This is a genomic window from Acinetobacter sp. GXMZU3951 (assembly GCF_054457875.1).
This window is the reverse complement of sequence record NZ_JBTLFO010000006.1, coordinates 1-23429: the sequence shown is the minus strand read 5'-3', so window position 1 is coordinate 23429 and position 23429 is coordinate 1. Positions and strand designations below refer to the sequence as shown.

The 23429-nt window shown below is 42.6% G+C and carries 21 protein-coding genes and 1 tRNA gene; 4 read left to right on the top strand and 18 right to left on the bottom strand.

Annotated elements, in window-relative coordinates; genetic code table 11:
- Window positions 1–27 precede the first annotated feature (27 nt).
- Window positions 28–198, bottom strand: coding sequence for a hypothetical protein (locus tag ACX17N_RS10360; RefSeq protein WP_458892495.1), 171 nt, complete (start codon window positions 196–198; stop codon window positions 28–30).
- Window positions 199–267: 69 nt separating this feature from the next.
- On the opposite strand from ACX17N_RS10360, the gene ACX17N_RS10355 reads away from it, so the two are divergent.
- The 3 genes from ACX17N_RS10355 (at window position 268) to ACX17N_RS10345 (ending at window position 3180) form a co-directional block, all read left to right on the top strand.
- Window positions 268–447: a hypothetical protein gene (locus ACX17N_RS10355; RefSeq protein WP_458892683.1), complete on the top strand. Its 180-nt coding sequence runs from the start codon at window positions 268–270 to the stop codon at window positions 445–447.
- A gap of 9 nt (window positions 448–456) precedes the next feature.
- A complete protein-coding gene (locus ACX17N_RS10350; RefSeq protein ID WP_458892494.1) occupies window positions 457–1953 on the top strand; it encodes a hypothetical protein in 1497 nt (498 codons plus the stop codon).
- Between the two features lie 96 nt (window positions 1954–2049).
- Window positions 2050–3180, top strand: coding sequence for a hypothetical protein (locus tag ACX17N_RS10345; protein ID WP_458892682.1), 1131 nt, complete (start codon window positions 2050–2052; stop codon window positions 3178–3180).
- Window positions 3181–3275: 95 nt separating this feature from the next.
- Here the strand turns inward: ACX17N_RS10345 and htpG are convergent, their stop codons facing one another.
- From htpG to ACX17N_RS10320, 5 genes are all read right to left on the bottom strand, one after another.
- Window positions 3276–5195: a molecular chaperone HtpG gene (gene htpG / locus ACX17N_RS10340; RefSeq protein WP_458892493.1), complete on the bottom strand. Its 1920-nt coding sequence runs from the start codon at window positions 5193–5195 to the stop codon at window positions 3276–3278.
- A 110-nt stretch (window positions 5196–5305) separates the two neighbouring features.
- Window positions 5306–5647, bottom strand: a complete 342-nt coding sequence (locus ACX17N_RS10335) for a lysozyme inhibitor LprI family protein (RefSeq protein ID WP_458892492.1) — start codon at window positions 5645–5647, stop codon at window positions 5306–5308.
- A gap of 177 nt (window positions 5648–5824) precedes the next feature.
- Entirely contained in the window at window positions 5825–6430 is a 606-nt protein-coding gene (locus ACX17N_RS10330) for an OmpW/AlkL family protein (RefSeq protein ID WP_458892491.1), read from the bottom strand.
- A gap of 291 nt (window positions 6431–6721) precedes the next feature.
- Window positions 6722–8089 carry a Na+/H+ antiporter family protein gene (locus tag ACX17N_RS10325; RefSeq protein WP_458892490.1) on the bottom strand — a complete coding sequence of 456 codons (1368 nt, stop codon included), beginning with the start codon at window positions 8087–8089 and terminating at the stop codon, window positions 6722–6724.
- Between the two features lie 106 nt (window positions 8090–8195).
- Window positions 8196–9074 carry an alpha/beta fold hydrolase gene (locus ACX17N_RS10320; protein ID WP_458892489.1) on the bottom strand — a complete coding sequence of 293 codons (879 nt, stop codon included), beginning with the start codon at window positions 9072–9074 and terminating at the stop codon, window positions 8196–8198.
- A gap of 125 nt (window positions 9075–9199) precedes the next feature.
- Between ACX17N_RS10320 and ACX17N_RS10315 the strand changes: the two genes are divergently transcribed.
- Complete coding sequence (locus ACX17N_RS10315; RefSeq protein WP_458892488.1) at window positions 9200–9685, top strand: DUF4442 domain-containing protein; 486 nt, start codon at window positions 9200–9202, stop codon at window positions 9683–9685.
- A 41-nt stretch (window positions 9686–9726) separates the two neighbouring features.
- On the opposite strand, the gene ACX17N_RS10310 is transcribed toward ACX17N_RS10315, so the two are convergent.
- The 12 genes from ACX17N_RS10310 to ACX17N_RS10255 form a co-directional block, all read right to left on the bottom strand.
- On the bottom strand, window positions 9727–10086 hold the full coding sequence (locus ACX17N_RS10310) for a DNA transfer protein p32 (RefSeq protein ID WP_458892487.1): 360 nt from the start codon (window positions 10084–10086) through the stop codon (window positions 9727–9729).
- 135 nt (window positions 10087–10221) lie between these two features.
- The gene (locus ACX17N_RS10305; protein WP_458892486.1) at window positions 10222–10761 is read right to left on the bottom strand and encodes a hypothetical protein; all 540 of its coding nucleotides are present in this window, start codon (window positions 10759–10761) and stop codon (window positions 10222–10224) included.
- Window positions 10762–10911: 150 nt separating this feature from the next.
- Window positions 10912–15111 carry a DNA-directed RNA polymerase subunit beta' gene (rpoC, locus tag ACX17N_RS10300; RefSeq protein WP_458892485.1) on the bottom strand — a complete coding sequence of 1400 codons (4200 nt, stop codon included), beginning with the start codon at window positions 15109–15111 and terminating at the stop codon, window positions 10912–10914.
- Window positions 15112–15285: 174 nt separating this feature from the next.
- Window positions 15286–19374 carry a DNA-directed RNA polymerase subunit beta gene (gene rpoB, locus ACX17N_RS10295; protein ID WP_458892484.1) on the bottom strand — a complete coding sequence of 1363 codons (4089 nt, stop codon included), beginning with the start codon at window positions 19372–19374 and terminating at the stop codon, window positions 15286–15288.
- A gap of 306 nt (window positions 19375–19680) precedes the next feature.
- The gene (gene rplL / locus ACX17N_RS10290) at window positions 19681–20049 is read right to left on the bottom strand and encodes a 50S ribosomal protein L7/L12 (protein ID WP_016168444.1); all 369 of its coding nucleotides are present in this window, start codon (window positions 20047–20049) and stop codon (window positions 19681–19683) included.
- A 42-nt stretch (window positions 20050–20091) separates the two neighbouring features.
- Window positions 20092–20598 carry a 50S ribosomal protein L10 gene (gene rplJ / locus ACX17N_RS10285; protein ID WP_458892483.1) on the bottom strand — a complete coding sequence of 169 codons (507 nt, stop codon included), beginning with the start codon at window positions 20596–20598 and terminating at the stop codon, window positions 20092–20094.
- A 296-nt stretch (window positions 20599–20894) separates the two neighbouring features.
- Window positions 20895–21590: a 50S ribosomal protein L1 gene (gene rplA / locus ACX17N_RS10280; protein ID WP_458892482.1), complete on the bottom strand. Its 696-nt coding sequence runs from the start codon at window positions 21588–21590 to the stop codon at window positions 20895–20897.
- Between the two features lie 3 nt (window positions 21591–21593).
- On the bottom strand, window positions 21594–22022 hold the full coding sequence (gene rplK, locus ACX17N_RS10275) for a 50S ribosomal protein L11 (RefSeq protein WP_001074682.1): 429 nt from the start codon (window positions 22020–22022) through the stop codon (window positions 21594–21596).
- 115 nt (window positions 22023–22137) lie between these two features.
- Window positions 22138–22671 carry a transcription termination/antitermination protein NusG gene (nusG, locus tag ACX17N_RS10270; RefSeq protein WP_100242785.1) on the bottom strand — a complete coding sequence of 178 codons (534 nt, stop codon included), beginning with the start codon at window positions 22669–22671 and terminating at the stop codon, window positions 22138–22140.
- Window positions 22672–22678: 7 nt separating this feature from the next.
- A complete protein-coding gene (gene secE / locus ACX17N_RS10265; protein ID WP_458892481.1) occupies window positions 22679–23119 on the bottom strand; it encodes a preprotein translocase subunit SecE in 441 nt (146 codons plus the stop codon).
- A 75-nt stretch (window positions 23120–23194) separates the two neighbouring features.
- Window positions 23195–23270, bottom strand: a tRNA-Trp gene (locus ACX17N_RS10260).
- A 49-nt stretch (window positions 23271–23319) separates the two neighbouring features.
- A partial coding sequence (locus tag ACX17N_RS10255; RefSeq protein WP_079275949.1) for an EF-Tu C-terminal domain-related protein occupies window positions 23320–23429 on the bottom strand: 110 nt, incomplete at its 5' end.

Below are 23429 nucleotides of genomic sequence, written 5' to 3'. Positions count from 1 at the left end.
AGCCCTTTCTCGGGCTGTTTTTTTTATCTAAAAAGCATCCTCGCTCGCTCGAATAGACTCTGCAATACGTCCCGACAAGGCCCATGTATCCATCCCTGTCAGCAGCTTAAAACGACCGTAATAATTATTTTTCATTAAAAATTTTAAATAAATGTCATATTCCAATAAAAATGCGTCAAACATGACAAAAATTTTCATGCTTTTTTCCAATAAATCCATATAATCGAATCATCTAGGTCGTTGAATGAAGAGTTTAAATTCATGCATATGCAAGATATTCAGGCGCTGATTCAAGGTAAGGTTCTACCGCAAGCCATCAATTTAGATGAATTGATTGCGATGGCAGAACAGTATCCGCAACATACCTCTACGGAATATAAATTACTGGAACTCGCGACCAATATTGTCTTGGCCAGTTATTTAGAACAGGCTCAACAGCATCTTTAAAGACGTCATATGAATGTTTTAGAAAAAGCCCAATTGGCCAAGGAAATACAAGGTCTGATTCATGGCTTAGATCAACGATCTTTGTCCTTTTATGAAATCGCCAAATCTAAAAGTCGTCTGAAAGAAATATTCTTGTATTGTGATGAGCCCATCTTTAGAAAACAAATTCTCAATTTTAAAAGCCTGATGCAGCCTGAGCGCACCGCGCAGGAGTTTGCACAGCAATCTTTATATGTACAAAGTTTTCGGGGTGTATTTCGTTCAGAGCAAGCCTTAGAGCATGCCCTAGAACAAAGCCCTGAAATGGGTTGGGGAATTTTATATCAAGCCGACTTAGGCTTCCAATTTTGGTATATCCCTGCTCCGCATCGTACTGCACTTCTCAGTGATTGGGAGGGGCTGGAGCATAATTATGCTTGGATGCAAGAACAACAAGAACTGTATCATGGGCTTAAAACCGATGCTGAATTGCATTTAGAAGCCCTTGAAGCCCCTAAAGGGTTTAAAGCAAGTAAGAAACTCCGTGCGACGGCAACGCGTACACAACCTCAACCATCTTTTTCTTCTGCCCGCGTAGCCGATTCGACCATGTCAACCAGTGCCATTCATTTTGAACCATTATCTCTTCAGCAACACGCTACAGCCCATCATACGGCAGAACCGAAACCAAGCTTCAATGACACATTCAGCGATGTAGAGTCAAACTTGCAGCCAACATCGGAACCAAGCAAGAAAGTTGCCGTCACACCTGCCAACATTCGCGCCCTGTTTACACCAACCGAAACAGCTCAAATTCTGCCGCAAATGCTTGAATTAGGAAGCTGGAAATGTGGCTTAAAAGCCCTCGAGTTCCCGCAAGCACAAGAATATGCGCTATGTAGCCTCAGCCTAGAAAATGTACCTGAGCTGTTTACCAGTTTGGACATGATTGTTCCAGCTTCTCGATTAGAACAATTGGCGAATCAACCCGTCTATTTGGCCGAGCAAATCAATGCCCAAGGGCAGTTTATGAAATATTTGGCAATCTTAGGCGCTGAAGATCAACTGCAGGCTATTCGTTTTGCCAATATTGTCAGCCAGCATTATGCCTATCAAGTCACCGCGTTAAAATTGCTGGAAACGGATCATGCCTTAAAATGCTGTAAGAATACGACCCAGTTATTTGAGTTATATAGCGAACAGGCACAATTGGTATGGAATACGGAACAAGCGCTTCCCTTTATTCCAGCCAACTGTTTGCAAAAGCATAAATTAATTGCGTTTGAAGAAACCTCTGCCAGCTATACCACGCCACTTATTCTGCTAAAAGAACGACAAAAAATTCGGGTCATTCATGGTCAGCAACGCTTGCAGTTATCGCGCCAAGAAACCGCCTACCCTTATATCCTGCTGGATCGTAATCAGGGGATTTCATGGCAGCTGATCCAACGGGTGGTTCAGACATTGCCCCAGCCAATTTCAGCCACAAAACTGCATGAGGCACTCCAAATTTATATTGACAGTTAATTTATTTTATTTTGTAGCAAAAGCTTGATTTTCATCCCTAAAATTTACCAAACTGGAGAGGTAAATTTAGAATAAAAGATCTTGATAATGCCTACAATGAGAAGAACTTTTACCCAGCCACTTATGTTGATGGTTGCCTTGGGGATAGGCCAGACCTCAGGCTGGGCAAATACGACCGAAACTTCAGAATTATCCTCTACCGCGCCACCCTATTTGATTGAACAAGCACCCGAGCAAGAGGATGGTGTACTTTATACCATCCCGCGTTGGATTGATGCCACGCCAACCATGCTTCCCGAACAGTCAGATGAGCAAGTGGTCCCCTCTACGACCCTGACCGAAAATCAGACCTGGCTTGACCGTAAGCAAAAGCAGATTCGCAATTGGGCAGATGATACTTCGCAAAATATTGATGGCTGGTTTGGAGACCAGGAAACCGATACCCCAGCCTCTGCGACCTTAAGGGTACTGATTGATAACCGCTGGAATAAATACGATGAATACGATGTTAAGCCCCGTATTCGCGGAAAAATCAGTTTGCCAAATTTAGAGAAAAAACTCAGCTTGGTCTTTGGTGATGACTCATTAGATAACGAATTATCCAATAATGTCGCGATTACCAATGAGAATCCTCCAAGTCCTGATAATGACAAAGCTTATGACCGTCGCCAGAACCGCGATGCCAATAGCTCCTTTGCATTACGTTGGTCAGATATCACCAAGCGACTCCCTTTTGATACTGACTTTGATGTGGGTTTGCGTTCTGGCGATGATATTTATTTGCGCTTAAAAGCACAAAAAGACTGGACCTTGGATAATGACTTCTTCTTTCATGCGGAACAAATCTATCGCTATGGATTAGACAGTGAAAATTATTTAAGAACCAACTTGGAACTGACTCATGCTCGTCCAGATGAGGCATTTATTAGTGATCAATTCAGCCTAACTTATGCCGATGAGCAAAAAGACGACTTAAACTGGGACAACTATATGTTCCGCCAACACCAGTTTTTTCAGGGTAATCGTTTTAACTATGGTCTGTATACAGGCGGATACTTAGATGATTCCGACCTGCGTCTGAACAGTTGGGGACCCTTTGTTTCTTGGCGTCAACCGTTATGGCGTGAATGGTTCTATGTACAAACCGATATTAACTATTTTAACGACCAGCGTGCCGACCACAGTCATTATTTAAGCACTTTATTGCGTCTTGAGGCACTGTTCTAAAAAGACCTGTGGATAAGTGGGGTGTTATCCACATCAGCACGCAATAAAAAAGGCAACCGATTATCTCGGTTGCCTTTTTTGCATCTAGTGTTCGCTTAGTTTAATAACAACTGATTAATGCGTTTCACATATTCAGCCGGATTTTCAGGTAATCCGCCTTCCGCAATCACCGCCTGATCAAAAATCACATTGGCCAGATCTTCAAAATGCGATGTACCATCCAGTTTTTTCACCAATGGATGTTCAGGGTTAATTTCCAGAATTGGTTTGCTTTCAGGCACCGCTTGACCCGCTTGCTTTAACATCCGGATCAATTGTGGTGAAAGTTCACCTTCGCCAGTCACTAAACATGCCGGAGAATCCACTAAACGTGTCGTCACACGTACTTCTTTGGTTTTACCCTTCAATGTATCAGACAACTTATCCACCACAGGCTTAAACTGTTCAGCTGCGGCTTCAAGTGCTTTCTTTTCTTCGGCATCTTGCAAATCGCCCAGATCAACCGCACCTTTAGAAACGTTCTGTAATGGTGTCCCCTCAAACTCTTGGACGAAGTTCATCGCCCATTCATCCACGCGGTCCGCCATTAACAAGACTTCAATGCCTTTTTTCTTGAACAGCTCCAATTGCGGTGAGTTTTTCGCGGCATTCAGACTTTCCGCAGTCACATAATAAATGGCTTTCTGCCCTTCTTTCATGCGTGCCTTGTAGTCGGCTAAAGAAGTATTAATCTCGTCATTGCTCGAAGTTGCATAACGCAACAACTTCAAGATACGCTCACGGTTACCAAAATCTTCACCCAAGCCTTCTTTTAAGACCGAACCAAATTCCGTGTAGAAAGTTTTGAACTTCTCTTGGTCTTTCTCATCTTCCGATTTCGCCAAACTATCCAGTAATGTCAAAATACGACGTGCATTACCTTCACGAATAGTGCGCACATCGCGGCTTTCTTGTAACAGTTCACGACTGACGTTCAATGGCAAGTCTGCGCTGTCTATCACACCTTGCACAAAGCGCAGATAGTTCGGAATGAGATGATCCGCATCATCCATAATAAAGACACGCTTCACATACAGCTTAATACCAGCTTTGGCTTCACGTGTAAAAATATCATGCGGCGCTTTGCTCGGGATGTATAGCAGTTGGGTATATTCGGTACTGCCTTCAACGCGATTGTGAGACCATGCCAATGGCGCATCAAAATCATGGCTTAAGTTTTTGTAAAACTCGATATATTGTTCTTCGGTCACGTCATTTTTACTGCGTGTCCATAAAGCACTGGCAGAGTTAATCGCTTCCCACTCATCGGTTTTGACCATCTGGCCACCTTTCGGGGTTTCACCTTCGGCAACTTCTTCTTCCTGCCAAACTTCTTTCTGCATTTCAATTGGCAGGCTAATATGGTCTGAGTATTTATTGATGATTTGCTTAACTTTGTAGCTTTCTAAATAGTCCAAAGCATCTTCACGCAAGTGCAAGATAATATCGGTACCACGAGTCGCCTTGGTAATTTGCTCAACCTCAAAGTCACCTGTACCGGCACTGATCCAACGTACCGCTTCATTTTCAGCTGTACCCGCGTGACGGGATTCCACTGTAATCTTGTCTGCAACAATAAAACCAGAATAGAAACCGACCCCAAATTGACCAATCAATTGTGCATCGGCTTTTTGATCACCCGTCAATTTCGACATAAAGTCTTTGGTCCCCGACTTGGCAATCGTCCCAAGATTATCAATCGCTTCTTGTTGGGTCAGACCAATCCCGTTATCGGAAATGGTCAGGGTTTTGTTTTCTTTATCCAAAATCACGCGTACATGTAAATTTGGATCATTTTCGTAAAACTCGGGATGATTAATTCCTTCAAAACGTAATTTATCGCAGGCATCCGATGCATTTGAAATTAATTCACGCAAAAAGATTTCTGGATTTGAATAAAGTGAATGTGTGACCAAATGTAGTAATTGTGCCACTTCAGCCTGAAAGCTATGTTTTTGTGTATTGTGTTCGCTCATACAGTGTTCCTCGAATTCATTCACACAGTGTTTTTATCAGATGCTTTATGAATTGGAGTGCAAGGATGATTTTTCAATACCGATCGATGTTTTTTTCAACAATTATGTGTTTAATATGGTCCACGTTGATATATCTGCTGCAAATATAAATCTAGCCGTTGTTGGCGCATGGCATACACATCACTTAAACAGCGTGAATTGTCGCGACACTGATTGCGTAAACGTAACCATTTCACCTGTTCATCCTGAATCATTGAGCGTGTCCCCATCGGCACCAAACGTTTTAAAATGTGATAGGTCGTTGCCATTTTAACATCGGCATCATTAAGACTAGGCTGAGTACAAATCTGATGTTCAGTCAATGTTTCCGCACGCGAACAGTCAAAACTGGCTGCAAATGAACTTAAAGGGGTTAACCCAACAACAAGTAAAATTATTCTTAAAATTAACATAGGCGTTCTAAACTTTATTTTTACCATTCAATTTAAACAAAATCATAAGCTTAAAATGTAATGTTTTGCGTGTGCTTAGTGAATGATTGTTGTCTTAGCCACAAAAAATTAGACAGAAAAAAACCCCATCAAATGATGAGGTTTTAGCGCTGTTATTATTATTCTTATTTTTATTGCTTAGAATTTATAGCTATAACCGATGGTGTAAACCACTGGATCAATATCTAAATCAAATTTCTCTTTACCCACTGCTGCAGCCGTCGCTTCATCTAACGTAACTTCAGGACTTAAATCAGCATAACGGACATCAAAATATACGCCCCAGTTTTTCGCATCGGCTGGTTGGTAATTAAAACCAACTTGACCTGCAAAACCGTAATCGGTTTTTACATCTTTTACTACGCCTTCTTCATCCCAAGCAATAAATGCAGTACCACCAACACCAATATAAGGGGTGAAGCGAGTAGAATTCTTGAAGTTGTATTTTGCAGTAATTGTTGGCGGTAAATGCTTCAACTTAGCAACTTTATCACCGTTAAGAAGCACATCGTGATTAAACGGTGTTGCTAATAACAATTCAGCCGAAATAGGAGAGTTACCAAAGAAATATTCAATAGAAGGCGTAAAACCAAACTCGTGATCTGCTTCAACTACCGCACCTGGAGCTAAAGTATAATCACCAGTTGGCGATAGTACAGAAGCCCCTACTTTTGCTTGCCAACCACCTGCCATTGCAGATGCAGAAATCCCCATTAAAGCAATAAGAGCAACTTGTTTTAACATATTAAAGCAACCTCTATAATAAAAATCTTAACACTTAATTAATATTAAACAAGACTGTTATTAATATGCAACACTTATTAATTAATATAAATACGATTTATTTTTAAATACATGATTATTATAAACATTTATTTTAAATAGACTAATAAGGTTGGTTTTAAATACCAACCCCATTAATCAATTTTTTATTATATTCAGAGTGCAGCACTCAGGTTTAAATATTAAAATATATTTTAAATATATCTATAATTAATCTACATAAATAATAGATTAAAATACTCGGGATTTTTATTATAAAACCATCGCAGCAATCCAGCCAAAGACCAGTAATGGAATATTAAAGTGGATAAATGTTGGCACCACACTATCCCGCATATGATCATGCTGACCATCCATATTCAAGCCCGAGGTTGGTCCTAAAGTGGAATCTGAGGCCGGTGAACCCGCATCACCTAATGCTGCTGCAGTCCCAATAATGGCAATCGTTGCTGCAGGGCTAAAGCCAAATTGAATACACAGGGGAACATAAATAATCGCGAGAATCGGCACCGTAGAAAAAGAAGAACCAATACCTAAGGTAATTAATAAACCAATTACAAGCATTAAAAATGCCGCCAAAGCTTTACTATTTCCGATCCATTCTACCGATGCTGTAACCAAGGCTGGGACCTGATTGGTGGCTTCAATGACAGCAGCAAAACCTTGCGCTGCAATCATAATAAAGCCAATTAATGCCATCATCCGCATACCACTAATGATCACATCATCGGCTTCTTTCCACTTGAAAATGCCTGCGCAGCTTAAAATAGCAACCCCAACCAAACCCGCTAAAATCATCGAATCGGAATAGAGTTGCACCGCTAATGTCGCGATCACCGCAAAAGCTGCCATCCATAAAGTAAATTGGGCAATTTTCGGTTTTCCATCTTGGCTTTGATTAACATCAGCTGAAATTCGATGAATGGTATTTCCGACTTCTAAATCTTCATAGATACGCGGTTTACGATAGCTAAAAAACAAGGCCACCAATAAACCTAAAAACATGCCCGATACTGGAATAATCATGGCATGTGGAATCTGCTCATTGCTAATGGCAAAACCATAAGGCTTACCAAAGGTATTGATGTTATGTGCCAAAATATCATTTAAGAAAATCGCACCAAAGCCAACTGGCAAACACATATAGGTTGCGACTAGACCAAAGGTCAGCAAACATGCCACAGCACGTCGGTCAAGTTTGAGATGGTTAAAGACACTTAATAACGGTGGAATCAAAACTGGGATAAAGGCGATATGCACGGGAATTAAGTTCTGCGAAAATACTGCAGCTAAAGCCACGGTAAAAAAGATGACATATTTCACCTTCTTTTGCGTAGTGTGATCCGCTTCATTTTTAACGGTTTTAATCAGTTTATAGGCCAATAAATCGGGTAAACCTGAACGGGCAAGTGCCAAAGCAAAGGCGCCTAAAATACCATAAGCCAAAGCAATTTTTGCCCCACCGCCTAAACCATTATTAAAGGCATCTAAAGTTCCTTGCAGCCCCAAACCAGCAGATAAACCTCCAGTGACGGCACCAATAATCAGTGCAAATACCACTGGCACACGAGCTAAAGACAGTCCGAACATGACTGTAATAGCAGCAATAATCGCGAACATAACAAACAAGCATGATAAAAAAGAAGCATTTTAACAGAGTTAAAACTGAAAAATGCCTCTGTTTATCATCTGCATTTTTTGATTACAGTAACCGTATCCGCTTTATTTAATCGAGATGTATTTGCTGCTGAATAAACCTTTGAATATGCTGTGCCACTTGCTCGGGCTGACTTAGAATTGCCCAGTGATTCGCGTCTAAATCAACCCTTTGAAATTTTTGCGTCCATTTGGGCATTTCATCAATCAATGCTGGACTGACAAAATTATCTTTTTTTAAAACAATTGCTTGTACTGCACACTGTGCAAAACGCTGCCGAGGTTTACTCAACCTTGGAATAAAGTTGGCGCGATACAACCCCACACCATACTGCCCATCTTTGGCAATATGCCCATTCAGCGGTAAATTCTGAGTCTGCTCTAAATGTTGCAAGAACTGGCCCCAGTGTTTGGGTTTAAAAAAGCGCCAAAGCGTAGGGGCGATCAGCGGCAAATGAAAAGCCATGATATACCAAGACTTGGATAACTGTTTTAAAAACTGTCGTGGCTGCTTTTGCAGTTGCTCCCGCATCCAATACGCAGCATGATCTAAACATGGACCCGAAATACTGCTAAAAGATAAAATCCGTTGCCCAAAATCGATATCCGTCACCGATTCCCAAGATTGAATGGATCCCCAGTCATGCGCAGCCAAATGAAATTCACGCTCTGCTAAGACGGCATCGACCACAGCTTGTAAGTCTTGTGAAAGTTGTGACAAAGCATAGGCTTGAATCGTCTTGGGTGTGGAAGACTGTCCCGCCCCGCGTACATCATAGGTCACAATATAAAACTGATCGACCAAGTGCTGAATAACTCGCTCCCATACCTCCTGATTATCAGGATAACCATGTACGAGAACTAATGCGGGATGCTCAACATTGCCCCATGTTTTGACATATAAACGTTGCTGATCGGAACTGGTTACCCACTGCGTTTGCACTTGCATAGCTTTTTTCCTTTTTGTTTTATCGTATTTTTTTCTAGATTCAGACGAACTAACAGCTGTAGATTTGCATTTTTAAGGACTACGGTTAAGATGAAATCATCCCCCTAAAAGAACTATTTTATACGATGAGTATTCTCAAAAAATTACAAAATTTTCCCACGCTCACCAAATTCATGCTCAATCGTTATGCCCCCTACCGTGGTGCAGGGATCCAAGTCGACCGTTTAGACTTAGCGAATTACCATATTCGGGTCAAAATGCCTTTAACACGTAAAAATCAAAACATCGTCGGTGTACATTTTGGTGGCAGTTTGTATTCCATGGTAGATCCATTCTACATGTTGTTGCTGATGCATCACCTTGGCTCAAAATACATCGTGTGGGACAAAGCAGCCAAGATCCTGTTTTTATCGCCTGGCCGTGGAACAGTCTATGCAGATATTCGACTTGATGCGGCTGAGATCCAACACATTAAATCCTTGACGGAAGATTATTCCCCCATTAATCGTGTTTATCTGTTAAATATTTATGATGATGCGGGAGTTCGTATTGCTGAAGTAGAAAAAACGGTCTATATCCGTCGTAAAAAGCCCAAATCTGATCGTCCATAAAAAAAGGCACATACCGTGCCTTTTCGCCTCATCCGCCCATCTTAGCGGTTATTGTTCTCGATTGCTGCACCAGCACCACCACCGATTGCACCACCAATTGCAGCACCTGTACTACCACCAAAAATAGATTTGCCGATGACCGAGCCAATACCCGCACCTACGCCACTATAAGTCGCATTTCGAGTCGAGCCACTTTGTGATTTACTGCCTACAGCAGCCCCTGCACCCGCGCCTAAAGCAGCCCCAGTACTGCCACCGATGTTGCTTCCTACACCACCACCAACAGCCCCGCCTAATGCAGCTGCGCCAATACGCTGTTCTGATGCAGACATATTGCTACACCCAGTGAACAAAAATGTAGAAACCGTAGCAATCGCTGCCAAATTCAATAATTTTTTCATGAGCGTCTCTCCATTTCCCATTTTCATGAGGAATACCATACAACAGCAATGAGGATTGAAGATGGATTTTTATATAAAAATCCTCGTAAAATTACGAGGATTTTGTAATAAGAAAGATGTTGAAGTACGGAATATTTATTGCTCCTTAATCACCATCACATCTTTGGTGGTCTTACCATCACTCTGGATCACCGCATGAGTCGCGCTATTGCTATGTTCAGGATTTTTCACTTGATCAATTTTCAAATTTTTCTGAACAGGTTCTTGCCCTTGTTTAAATTCTACTCCTGAAGCATCTAGATGCTTAGCTTCAGCAATCACCTCACCCTCTCTCATCACTTTGGAATCCACTTCAATTTTTGAAGTCGGTACAATGACACTGCCTTTTTGTAGCATCGGTGCTTTCATTCTTTCATCAGAAAATTCCGCTTTGTCATCGATAATCACTACATCACGTGCAACCACATCTTTGCCTTTATTGCTCACTTCAAAAATGGTGGCATTCACAGTTCTCACAGGCTCTTTGCCTGGCATGCTGCGAATGATTTGAGTTTTCACAATCGGCACGACAGCTTTATCTTCAATCACAATCGTGTTAGGCATCGGTGCCGCCCATACTGAACTGGAAACCAGCGTTCCTAACATACAAGACATTAATTTATTGTTAACTTTCATATTTTTAATACCTTTGTTGATCATTGATTTTTGCTTTACGTTTAAGCATAGAACCTTACCGTTTTGCTAATGTGATTTTTTATAGTTGTTCTGCGTCATAATGTAAAAAAGCCACCCGAAGGTGGCTTTTTATCAGAATTTAAGGACTAATTACAGACCATTAAACTCATCATTAAATGCTTGGCTCAGTGCTTGGTCAACATCAGAGAAGTCATTGTGAAGCTCAAGCTCTGCAGCTTCTGCTTCTTGGCGACGACGTTCTAAGTGGTAAGCCAAACCAGTACCTGCAGGAATTAAGCGACCTACAACGACGTTCTCTTTCAAGCCACGTAAATCATCTTCTTTACCGGTTACAGCCGCTTCAGTTAACACACGTGTGGTTTCCTGGAACGATGCAGCAGAGATGAACGAGTCAGTAGAAAGCGATGCTTTGGTAATACCCATCAACTGGCGTTCAAACTTCGCTGGGAACTTGTTCTGAGCAAGTACAGCTTGGTTTTCACCGACAACGCGGATGTAATCCACTTGTTCGCCTTTGATGAAGCTGGTATCACCACCGTCAGTGATGTCTACTTTACGTAACATCTGACGGACAATTACTTCAATGTGCTTGTCGTTGATTTTTACACCTTGGAGACGGTAAACGTCTTGAACTTCGTTCACGATGTAGTTGGTTAATGCAACTTCACCTTTCAAGCGTAAAATGTCATGTGGGTTTTGTGGACCATCAGAAATGGTTTCACCACGGTTCACATGCTCACCTTCAAACACGTTGATTTGACGCCATTTTGGAATCAACTCTTCGTAGATTTCAGAACCATCATCTGGAGTAATTACCAGACGGTTCTTACCTTTGGTCTCTTTACCAAAGCTCACGATACCTGACACTTCTGCCAAGATTGCATGCTCTTTCGGCTTACGTGCTTCGAACAAGTCCGCAACACGTGGAAGACCACCGGTAATATCACGAGTACGTGAAGATTCTTGTGGTACACGACCAATAACGTCACCCACACCAATAGTTTCGCCATCACGGACAGAAAGAATGGTGTTTTGTGGCAAGAAGTAGAACTGTTCGCCGCCATCAGCAGTATCTAATACCACTGCAGGACGTAAATCTTTACCAGAAGCAGGACGTGCTGTTACAGGCAAGATTTCAACAGTCGTCATACCTGTTGCATCATCAGTTTTCGATGTTGCTGTAACACCATCAGCGATTTGGCTGAAACGAATTTTACCTGCAACTTCAGTCACGAGTGGATGTGTATGCGGATCCCAAGTCGCTACGATACCACCAGCTTCTACAGCTTCGCCATCTTTCAACAAGATTGACGCACCGTATGGCAGTTTATAACGCTCACGCTCACGACCTAAGTCATCAGCAATACCAATTTCACCTGAACGAGAAACAGAAACCAAGTGACCTTTTGCGTGCTGTACAGTTTTCACGTTATGGAAACGTACAGTACCTTTGTTACGTACTTGTACACTGTTCGCAGCAGAAGTTCGGCTTGCAGCACCACCCACGTGGAAGGTACGCATCGTTAACTGTGTACCCGGCTCACCAATTGATTGAGCAGCCATTACACCCACAGATTCACCTGGGTTCACCAAGTGACCACGTGCCAAGTCACGACCGTAACATTTCGCACATACGCCAAATGTAGATTCACAGTTTACAACTGAACGTACTTTAACTTCATCGACACCCGCTTCTTCAAGGAAGTTAGCAAGTTTTTCATCGATTAAAGTGTTACGTGGAAGAAGAACTTCGTCAGAACCTGCTTTCTTCACGTCTTCAGCAACTACACGACCCAATACTCGAGTACCTAAGTTCTCGATCACGTCACCGCCCTGAATGAACGGAGTCATAACCAGACCGCCCAACGTACCACAATCTGGCTCAGTAATTACCAAGTCTTGCGCGACGTCAACAAGACGACGTGTCAAGTAACCAGAGTTCGCAGTTTTCAATGCTGTATCGGCCAAACCTTTACGCGCACCGTGCGTCGAAATAAAGTACTGAAGTACCGTTAAGCCTTCACGGAAGTTCGCCTTAATTGGCGTTTCAATGATCGATCCATCTGGTTTTGCCATCAAACCACGCATACCTGCAAGCTGACGAATCTGCGCCGCACTACCACGGGCACCAGAGTCAGACATCATGTAGATACTGTTGAATGATTTTTGCTTCTCGTCTTCACCCTGTTTGTTTTTCACAGTGGTGTAAGACAAGTTGTCCATCATTGCTTTTGCAACTTGGTCGTTGGTACGTGCCCAGATATCGACTACTTTGTTGTAGCGCTCACCCGCGGTTACGAAACCTTGTTCAAACTGTTGTTCAATTTCACGAACTTCAGTTTCAGCTTTTTCAATAATTGAATATTTCGCTGGTGGAATAACCATGTCTTCCATACCCACCGATACGCCTGAACGTGTCGCTTGACGGAAACCAAGGTACATCAATTGGTCAGCAAAGATAACGGTATCTTTCAAACCTAATTTACGGTAACAAGAGTTAATTAACTTCGAGATGTTTTTCTTGGTCATCTCAACGTTAATTTGTTGGAAATCCATACCTTCAGGTACAACTTCCCAAAGTAAGCAGCGACCTGGTGTAGTATCTACAACAATAGTTTGCTGTTCACGGTTACCGTTTTCATCAATCACAGTTTGGTGTACACGTGCTTTAACACGAGCGTGTAATGCGACTTGACCTGTTGCCAATGCGCGGTTTACTTCGTGAGTATCCGCAAACACCATGCCTTCACCTTTGGCATTGATTGCATCACGCGTGATGTAATACAAGCCCAAGACCACGTCCTGAGATGGAACGATGATTGGTTCACCGTTTGCAGGTGACAAGATGTTGTTGGTCGACATCATTAACGCACGCGCTTCTAATTGCGCTTCTAGTGTTAATGGTACGTGTACCGCCATTTGGTCACCGTCGAAGTCGGCGTTAAACGCAGCACAAACGAGCGGATGTAAACGGATTGCTTTACCTTCAATTAGGATCGGTTCAAACGCTTGAAGACCCAAACGGTGAAGTGTTGGTGCACGGTTCAACATGACTGGATGTTGACGAATCACCGATGCTAGAACGTCCCAAACTTCCGGCGTCTCACGCTCAACCATTTTCTTCGCAGCTTTAATGGTTGTTGCCTGACCTGATGCTTGTAATTTCGCGAAAATAAATGGCTTGAATAATTCAAGTGCCATTTTCTTCGGAAGACCACATTGGTGTAAACGAAGGTTAGGACCAACGGTAATTACCGAACGACCCGAGTAGTCAACACGCTTACCAAGTAAGTTTTGACGGAAACGACCTTGCTTACCTTTGATCATGTCTGCCAAAGATTTCAATGGACGCTTGTTCGAACCGGTAATTGCACGACCACGACGACCGTTATCAAGCAACGCATCTACAGACTCTTGTAACATACGTTTTTCGTTACGTACGATGATGTCTGGCGCAGCAAGGTCAAGAAGACGCTTCAAACGGTTGTTACGGTTGATGACACGACGGTAAAGATCGTTCAAGTCAGAAGTCGCGAAACGACCACCTTCAAGAGGAACCAACGGACGAAGATCTGGTGGAAGTACTGGAAGTACGTTCATCACCATCCATTCAGGCTTGTTGTTCGACTCTTTGAATGCTTCCATCAATTTCAAGCGCTTAGACGCTTTCTTCAACTTCGTTTCAGAAGTTGTTTGTGGAATTTCTTCACGAAGACGAGAAATCTCAGCTTCAAGATCGATGTCTTTTAACAAGTCTTGAACCGCTTCTGCACCCATTTTCGCAGTGAATTCATCACCGTGTTCTTCTAACGCATTGAAGTATTCTTCATCGTTAAGAAGTTGGTATTTCTCAAATGGAGTCATACCTGGGTCAGTAACTACATAAGATTCGAAATACAATACACGTTCGATATCACGTAGAGTCATATCAAGTAACAAACCGATACGGCTTGGTAATGATTTCAAGAACCAAATGTGCGCAACTGGAGAAGCCAATTCGATGTGACCCATACGCTCACGACGAACTTTCGCAGTTGTTACTTCAACGCCACATTTTTCACAAATGACGCCTTTGTATTTCATACGCTTGTATTTACCACACAAGCATTCGTAATCTTTTACTGGACCAAAAATTTTGGCACAGAATAAACCATCACGTTCTGGCTTGAACGTACGATAGTTAATTGTCTCAGGCTTTTTCACTTCACCGTGAGACCATGACTTAATCATTTCTGGTGACGCAAGACCAATACGGATGCGATCAAACTCTACAGGAGCATGACCGTCTGAGTCCGTCTTTTTGCGCATGATATCGAGCAAGTCTTTCAATTTTTTTCTCCGTGTGTCGAGGAGATTTTCACTTCTCGACTGGGTCACAAATATTGTTTTTTAACTGAGTAATCCTCCCTCAGTCCCTCCTTCTTCTAAGGAGGGAAGCTCCTGCCCTTTCGAGTGGGAACTCCCCCTTTCTCAAAGGGGGCTGGGGGGATTAAATGGAACTAATTAGTCACCATTTTTCAGTTCAATGTTGATACCTAAAGAACGGATCTCTTTGGTCAATACGTTGAACGACTCAGGCATACCTGGGTCCATGTAATGGTTACCATCTACAATGTTCTTATAGATACGGGTACGACCTTCAACGTCATCCGACTTCACAGTAAGCATTTCTTGAAGCGTGTAAGCTGCACCGTAAGCCTCAAGTGCCCAGACCTCCATCTCACCGAAACGCTGACCACCGAACTGAGCTTTACCACCCAATGGCTGTTGCGTTACTAATGAGTAAGAACCAGTAGAACGTGCATGCATCTTGTCGTCAACCAAGTGGTTCAACTTGAGCATGTACATATAACCTACAGTTACAGGACGATCGAAACGCTCACCTGTACGTCCATCATAAAGAACTGTTTGACCAGAACGTGGAATTTCAGCAAGTTCAAGTAACTCTTTGATTTGGCTTTCTTCAGCACCATCAAATACTGGCGTAGCCAAAGGCACACCAGCGCGCAAGTTACCTGCCAAGGTTAAAATTTCATCATCAGTTAAGCTGTCTAGATCTTCTTGCTGACCGCCCACTTTGTTGTAGATCTTGTCAAGGAAGATACGTAATTCAGCAATTTCACGTTGTTGTTTGAGCATCTTATCGATTTGATCGCCCAAACCTTTCGCTGCCATACCCAAGTGAGTTTCAAGAATCTGACCCACGTTCATACGCGATGGTACGCCCAACGGGTTCAATACGATATCAACTGGCACACCATTGGCATCATGTGGCATGTCTTCAACAGGCAAGATGTTCGATACAACACCCTTGTTACCGTGACGACCCGCCATCTTATCACCAGGCTGAATACGACGTTTAACTGCGAGGTAAACCTTCACAACTTTCAATACGCCAGTTGTCAGTTCATCACCTGTAGAAAGTTTGCGTTTTTTCTCAGCAAATTTCTCATCAATTTCAAAGCTCTTCTCTTTCAAGAACACTTGAATTTGCGTTAAACGCTCAGCAATGGCTTCATCAGTCGGTTGAATTTCAAGTAAGTCAACTAATTCTAAGCCAGACAACATATCTTCAGAAAGTTTGTCGCCACGCTTAGTGCCGCCACCGCCATTAGACTCTTGACCGGTCAACAAGCGAACAATACGTTCACGTGCTGCTTCTTCGAAGATTTTGTATTCTTCTTTCAAGTCTTTACGGTAAGCATCTAATTGAGCTTTCTCAATCGCAAGTGCACGTTCATCTTTCTCTAAGCCATCACGCGTAAAGACTTGAACATCGATCACCGTACCTTTAGTGCCAGACGGAACACGTAAAGAAGAGTCTTTTACGTCAGCCGCTTTTTCACCGAAGATTGCACGAAGCAATTTTTCTTCTGGAGTTAATTGAGTTTCGCCTTTAGGGGTTACTTTACCAACAAGGATGTCGCCTGCAGCTACTTCAGCACCGATATAAACGATACCTGATTCATCCAGTTTAGAAAGTGCAGCTTCACCTACGTTCGGGATATCGGCTGTAATTTCTTCTGCGCCCAACTTCGTATCACGTGCTACACATGATAATTCTTGGATATGAATCGAGGTTAAACGGTCTTCTTGAAGCACACGCTCAGAAAGCAAGATCGAGTCTTCGTAGTTATAACCATTCCACGTCATGAACGCGACGCGCATGTTTTGACCCAGCGCAAGTTCACCGCCATCAGTTGATGGACCGTCAGCCAATACGTCACCACGAGCAACTTTGTCACCCATACGCACAACAACGTTTTGGTTGATACATGTATTTTGGTTAGAACGCGTGTACTTGATCAGGTTGTAGATATCTACACCTGCTTCACCTGCGACCATCTCTTCTTCGTTCACACGAATTACGATACGAGAAGCATCGACGTACTCAATCGCACCACCACGGTTTGCGATAACACAGACACCCGAGTCACGCGCTACGTTCGCTTCCATACCTGTACCCACTAATGGCTTGTCAGCCAATAATGTCGGAACAGCCTGACGTTGCATGTTCGAACCCATTAATGCACGGTTCGCGTCATCGTGTTCAAGGAACGGAATCAATGATGCAGCAACAGATACAACCTGTTGAGCAGATACGTCCATATGCGTCACTTTTTCAGGCGGCATACGCACGAAATCACCTTGGTGACGTACAGAAACGAATTCTTCAGTCAAATGATTGTCTGCATCTACTGCAGAGTCGGCTTGCGCAATAACCGTGCCTACTTCTTCAATCGCAGACAGGTATTCAACTTCATCTGTTACACGACCATCAACCACTTTACGGTATGGTGTTTCCAAGAAACCGAAATTGTTACATTTCGCATAAACAGAAAGCGAGTTGATCAAACCAATGTTTGGACCTTCAGGCGTTTCAATTGGACATACACGACCATAGTGAGTTTGATGTACGTCACGTACCTCAAAGCCTGCATGTTCACGCGTCAAACCACCAGGACCAAGTGCCGATACACGACGTTTGTGTGTAATCTCAGACAATGGGTTGTTTTGATCCATGAATTGAGATAACTGGCTTGAACCAAAGAATTCTTTGATTGCAGCAGCAACTGGTTTCGCATTGATCAAATCTTGCGGAGACAAGTTATCTGTTTCAGCTTGGCTTAAACGCTCTTTTACAGCACGTTCAACACGCACTAAACCAACACGGAATTGGTTTTCAGTCATTTCACCAACTGAACGTACACGACGGTTACCTAAGTGGTCGATATCGTCCACTTCGCCTTTACCGTTACGGATCTCAACCAATGTTTTTAATACATCAGTGATATCGTCGTTCGACAGAATACCTTCAACTTCACGCGACTTCTGGTCAGTACCCACTTCATAAGGACGACCTAAACGACGGTTGAACTTCATACGACCCACTGGCGATAAGTCATAACGCTCAGAAGAGAAGAACAAGTTGTTGAATAAGTTTTCAGCCGCTTCTTTTGTTGGTGGCTCGCCTGGACGCATTACTTTGTAGATTTCAACAAGTGCTTCTTCACGACCTGTTGTGGTATCTGCACGTAGCGTGTCCGCGATGAATGAACCACGATCAATGTCATTCGTGAATAGAATGTTGAACTGTTTCACGCCGCCTTCAGCCAATTTCACCATGATTTCATGGCTTAACAGTGTATTGGCAGAAATAACTTCGCCATCACGTAAAGTGATGTCTTCAGCAGTGATACGCTCGTACAAGTATTCATCTGGTACAGGAAGCTTGGTTAAGCCAGCTGCTTCCATTTGACGAACATGACGTGCGTTAATACGTTTACCTTGTTCAACAATCACTTTACCGTCATTGTCGGCAATGTCGAATTGCGCCATTTCGCCACGTAGACGTTCTGGAACAAGGTCAATTTGGTAGCTACCCATGTCTAAGTAGACAGGTACTTTCTCGTAGAACAAGTCTAGAATTTGTTCATTGCTATAATCCAATGCACGAAGTACCACAGTCGCAAGTAATTTACGACGACGGTCAATACGTACATAGACTAAGTCTTTCGCGTCAAATTCAAAGTCTAACCATGAACCACGGTAAGGAATAATACGTGCTGAATAAAGCACTTTACCGCTTGAGTGAGTTTTACCCTTGTCATGGTCAAAGAACACGCCTGGTGAACGATGTAACTGAGATACGATTACACGCTCAGTACCATTGATCACGAAAGTCCCGTTTTCTGTCATGAGTGGCATTTCACCCATGTAGACTTCTTGCTCGCGTACGTCTTTGATTGATTTCGTTTCACGATCTTTAATGATCAAACGAATTTTTACGCGCATTGGTGCCGCATAAGTTGAGCCACGAAGAATACATTCGCGCACATCAAACTCAGGTTTACCAAGACTATACTCAACAAATTCTAAAGCAGCATTGCCAGAATAACTTTCTATAGGAAAAACTGAACGAAATGCGGCTTGGAGACCGATATCTTCGCGGTTTTTTGGAGTTTTACCATCTTGAAGGAATGTTCTGTACGAGTCGACCTGGATCGACAGCAAGTACGGAGCATCCATTACTTGGGGCAATTTACCAAAATTCTTACGGATCCGTTTCTTTTCGGTATATGAGTATGCCATCTGGAGTCCTCGGAAAGTAAACTAAACCCGCCTGCAGAACGGGTTTAGAAGGAATTACGCAGGCCGATATGGCCACCACTGTTTACAAATGCTGCAATTTTTAGTGGTATTAAAACGCTTAACAATATTTTTTGAATAGAAAAATATTGGTAAGCGTTTAATATTTGTCTTTATTGTTTAAATTTGATGATTTTTAAATCAAACAAATTAAAGTCGAGCCGATTATTGTAACGCAAAAAGGCTGATGACCCAAGAGCCATCAGCCAATTTGTGGAGCCGATTATAAAAAATCGACTCCTCTTAAGATTACTTAAGAGTAACTGTAGCACCAGCTTCTTCAAGTTTCTTCTTAAGTTCTTCGCCTTCTTCTTTAGACACGCCTTCTTTAAGAACTGCAGGAGCGCCTTCAACCATATCTTTAGCTTCTTTAAGACCAAGGCCAGTAGCTTCACGAACTGCTTTAATTACAGCAACTTTGTTAGCACCGAAAGAAGTCAACTCAACGTTGAATTCAGTTTGTTCTTCAGCAGCAGCAGCAGCGCCAGGAGCAGCAGCAACAGCTACAGCAGCAGCAGATACGTTAAATTTTTCTTCAAAAGCAGAAATTAATTCAACAAGTTCAAGAACTGTTTTTTCAGCAACTGCGTTTAAGATTTCTTCGTTTGTTAAAGCCATGAGAATAACTCCAAATGGATATTGAATGGTGTGGAAATAGGATTAAGCCGCTTCTGACTCGTTTTTCTCTTTGAGCGCTGTAATAAGGCGACCCAATTTCGAAATAGGAGCTTGAAGAACAGATGCAAGCATAGTAAGCGCTTTTTCTTGGTTCGGAAGATTTGCAATAACGCTAACTTCAGCACCTTGGTAAACTTTGCCGTCAAATGCTGCAGCTTTAAGTTCAAATGCTTTGTTAGTTTTTGCAAATTCTTCGAACAAGCGTGCAGCTGCACCCATGTCATCTTCAGAAGTTGAGAAACCGAGAATGGTTGGGCCAACAAGGTCATCATTCAAGATATCAAATTGAGTATCTTGAAGAGCGCGTTTAGCTAAAGTATTACGCACGATACGTGTAGTAACACCCAACTTACGAGCTTCAACACGAAGTTGTGTCAATTGCTCTACGCTTGAACCTTGATAGTTAGCCACAACAACAGAAAACGCTTTAGAAGCAACTTCGCTTACTTCTGCAACGATCTGTTTTTTGTCTTCGATAAGAAGAGCCATTGTAAAACCTCCTAACGGTGATTTATGTACCCGCTTAGGTACACCCCAATTCGTAAGTTCTCTCAAACTTACACGCGGAGGAGGAATAAATCACACCACCGCGTCTACTCAGGCTGGACTATTAAGAAAAGAGCATAAAACTCATTTCGCCCGAGGTCTTTGACGCTGATAAACATACATTTATCAATTCAAAGTTTGCCTAAGTTCGCAAAATACGACTGAGCGTTTCTTGCGCAAAAATCAAAGCAGCGCTTTGATTTTTACTCAGGGCTTTAAAATTCTGTCTAAGTAAAAACTTAGTTAGAAACGTTGTTTACATCAACAACAAGACCAGGACCCATAGTTGAGCTCAAAGTGATCTTTTTGATGTATACACCTTTAGATGTTGCAGGCTTTAAGCGTTTCAAGTCTGCAATCAAAGTTTCAACGTTTTGACGAACAGCTTCAGCAGAGAAATCTACTTGACCGATCGCAGCATGGATGATACCAGCTTTGTCTACGCGGTAACGTGCTTGACCAGCTTTTGCATTTTTAACCGCACCAGCTACGTCAGGAGTTACAGTACCCACTTTCGGGTTTGGCATCAAACCACGTGGACCAAGGATCGTACCTAATTTACCTACAACGCGCATTGCATCTGGAGCAGCAATTACTACGTCAAAGTCAAGGTTACCTTGTTGAATGCTTTCAGCAAGATCATCAAAACCAACGATGTCAGCGCCTTCAGCTTTAGCCGCTTCTGCAGCCGCGCCTTGAGCAAACACAGCAACACGTACAGTTTTACCAGTACCTGCAGGAAGTGTAGTCGCACCACGAACAACTTGGTCAGATTTACGAGGGTCAACACCTAGGTTTACCGCAACATCCAAAGATTCTTTGAATTTCGCAGCAGGAAGACCAGCAAGAACAGCTACTGCTTCTTCTAAAGTGTAAACTTTGTTTGCTTCAATAGCAGCAGCAATGGCTTTTTGACGTTTAGTTAACTTTGCCATGTCTTATAGCTCCACTTCCAAGCCCATAGAACGTGCAGAACCAGCGATGGTACGAACACGAGCGTCTAAATCAGCACCAGTTAAATCTGGCTCTTTAGTAGTCGCGATTTCTTCTAACTGAGCACGAGTCAACTTACCAACTTTAGTTTTGTTAGGTACAGATGAACCCTTTTGGATACCAGCAGCTTTCTTAAGAAGAATAGATGCAGGTGGAGTTTTCATGATGAATGTGAACGACTTGTCGTTGTACACAGTGATCACTACTGGAATTGGAAGACCTGGTTCAACTTTTTGTGTCGCAGCATTGAATTCTTTACAGAATGCCATGATGTTAACACCACGTTGACCTAGTGCAGGACCAATCGGTGGAGATGGATTTGCTTTACCAGCTGGAACTTGCAGCTTGATATAGCCGTCAATCTTCTTAGCCATTTCAATTACCTCTGGGTACGAACGCCTTTTAAAGCTCCCCAATATTTCATGTAGTGAAAATCACTACAACAACAATGCCCGATTCAAAAAATCGGGCGTTTTTAACCAATTCAGATTAAATTGTTTTTTCGACTTGACGAAATTCCAATTCAACTTGTGTTGGTCGATTAAATACATTAATCGTCAACGTTAAACGTGACTTATCGTACAGAACTTCTTCCACCACGCCTTTAAAGTCGGTGAATGGACCGTCAATTACGAGTAATTCTTCGCCTGGTTCAAACATCGTCTTCGGACGAGGTGCTTCACCAGTATTGCGTACGCGAGCAAGAATCGCATCTGCTTCACGTTGTGTAATTGGTGCAGGCTTTTCTGCCGTACCACCAATAAAACCTAAAACTTTTGGACATTCTTTAACAATGTGCCAAGTTTCATCATTCATTTCCATTTCGACCAATACATAGCCAGGAAAGAATTTACGTTCAGACTTACGTTTCTTACCATCCTTCATTTCCACTACTTCTTCAGTAGGAACGAGGACTTCACCAAAGCTATCGGCTACAGCGCTACGCTGGATTCGATCATTAAGTGAACGCATCACTTGTTTTTCATAGCCTGAATAGGCATGAATAATGTACCAACGTTTCATAGCTCTCTTACCCGATAATAAACTTCATTAACCAGCCTAAAATGTAATCAAAGCACCACAGTAAAATGGATGCAACAACGACTACTGCAAGCACCTGCCAAGATGTGGTCATGGTTTCTTGCTTGGTTGGCCATGTGACACGACGTAACTCAATACGCGCATCTTTTAGCAAACGAACAAAGCCTTTGCCTTGATGGGTGGCGTATAATAAACCTAAAGCCACTACGATACAAGACAAAATTACACCAACACGCACCCAAATATCATTTGCTGCCGCCCAGTAGGCTGGCAAGTGTTGATTAACCATGGTTGCACCAATGAGCAAAATCAATGCAATAATCCATAGCACAACATCTAATGGAGAGCCAGAACTAACAACTTCAGCTGAATTATTTCTTTGAGGGATTGGCGCGTCGCTTAATGCGTCACGCGATTTATCATTCGACATTTTTTTACTCGTCGTAGAATTCGCGATTTATTATATGACTAGTTTAGCCAGCATCAAGCTCTTTTACTAAAAAAGTGGCAGGCCAGGAGGGACTCGAACCCCCAACATTCGGTTTTGGAGACCGACGCTCTACCAATTGAACTACTAGCCTGCAGAGTAAGTCGAGAATCGAAATTCTCGACTTAAAACTTATGTACCTATTATGCAGTTACTTTCGCAACAACACCAGCACCTACTGTACGACCACCTTCACGGATCGCAAAACGTAGACCTGGGTCCATTGCGATTGGGTGGATTAATTCTACTGACA

Excerpts from the sequence above, each read along its gene's own strand:
- ACX17N_RS10330 (WP_458892491.1), bottom strand. The coding sequence starts at position 6,430 with ATGTTAAAACAAGTTGCTCTTATTGCTTTAATGGGGATTTCTGCATCT.
- rpoB (WP_458892484.1), bottom strand. The coding sequence starts at position 19,374 with ATGGCATACTCATATACCGAAAAGAAACGGATCCGTAAGAATTTTGGT.
- rplJ (WP_458892483.1), bottom strand. The coding sequence starts at position 20,598 with ATGGCTCTTCTTATCGAAGACAAAAAACAGATCGTTGCAGAAGTAAGC.
- secE (WP_458892481.1), bottom strand. The coding sequence starts at position 23,119 with ATGTCGAATGATAAATCGCGTGACGCATTAAGCGACGCGCCAATCCCT.
- ACX17N_RS10355 (WP_458892683.1), top strand. The coding sequence starts at position 268 with ATGCAAGATATTCAGGCGCTGATTCAAGGTAAGGTTCTACCGCAAGCC.
- ACX17N_RS10320 (WP_458892489.1), bottom strand. The coding sequence starts at position 9,074 with ATGCAAGTGCAAACGCAGTGGGTAACCAGTTCCGATCAGCAACGTTTA.
- ACX17N_RS10325 (WP_458892490.1), bottom strand. The coding sequence starts at position 8,089 with ATGTTCGCGATTATTGCTGCTATTACAGTCATGTTCGGACTGTCTTTA.
- htpG (WP_458892493.1), bottom strand. The coding sequence starts at position 5,195 with ATGAGCGAACACAATACACAAAAACATAGCTTTCAGGCTGAAGTGGCA.
- rplA (WP_458892482.1), bottom strand. The coding sequence starts at position 21,590 with ATGGCAAAGTTAACTAAACGTCAAAAAGCCATTGCTGCTGCTATTGAA.
- ACX17N_RS10305 (WP_458892486.1), bottom strand. The coding sequence starts at position 10,761 with ATGAAAGTTAACAATAAATTAATGTCTTGTATGTTAGGAACGCTGGTT.
- ACX17N_RS10310 (WP_458892487.1), bottom strand. The coding sequence starts at position 10,086 with ATGAAAAAATTATTGAATTTGGCAGCGATTGCTACGGTTTCTACATTT.
- ACX17N_RS10350 (WP_458892494.1), top strand. The coding sequence starts at position 457 with ATGAATGTTTTAGAAAAAGCCCAATTGGCCAAGGAAATACAAGGTCTG.
- ACX17N_RS10335 (WP_458892492.1), bottom strand. The coding sequence starts at position 5,647 with ATGTTAATTTTAAGAATAATTTTACTTGTTGTTGGGTTAACCCCTTTA.
- rplL (WP_016168444.1), bottom strand. The coding sequence starts at position 20,049 with ATGGCTTTAACAAACGAAGAAATCTTAAACGCAGTTGCTGAAAAAACA.
- nusG (WP_100242785.1), bottom strand. The coding sequence starts at position 22,671 with ATGAAACGTTGGTACATTATTCATGCCTATTCAGGCTATGAAAAACAA.
- ACX17N_RS10315 (WP_458892488.1), top strand. The coding sequence starts at position 9,200 with ATGAGTATTCTCAAAAAATTACAAAATTTTCCCACGCTCACCAAATTC.
- ACX17N_RS10345 (WP_458892682.1), top strand. The coding sequence starts at position 2,050 with ATGAGAAGAACTTTTACCCAGCCACTTATGTTGATGGTTGCCTTGGGG.
- rplK (WP_001074682.1), bottom strand. The coding sequence starts at position 22,022 with ATGGCTAAGAAGATTGACGGCTATATCAAGCTGCAAGTTCCAGCTGGT.
- ACX17N_RS10360 (WP_458892495.1), bottom strand. The coding sequence starts at position 198 with ATGAAAATTTTTGTCATGTTTGACGCATTTTTATTGGAATATGACATT.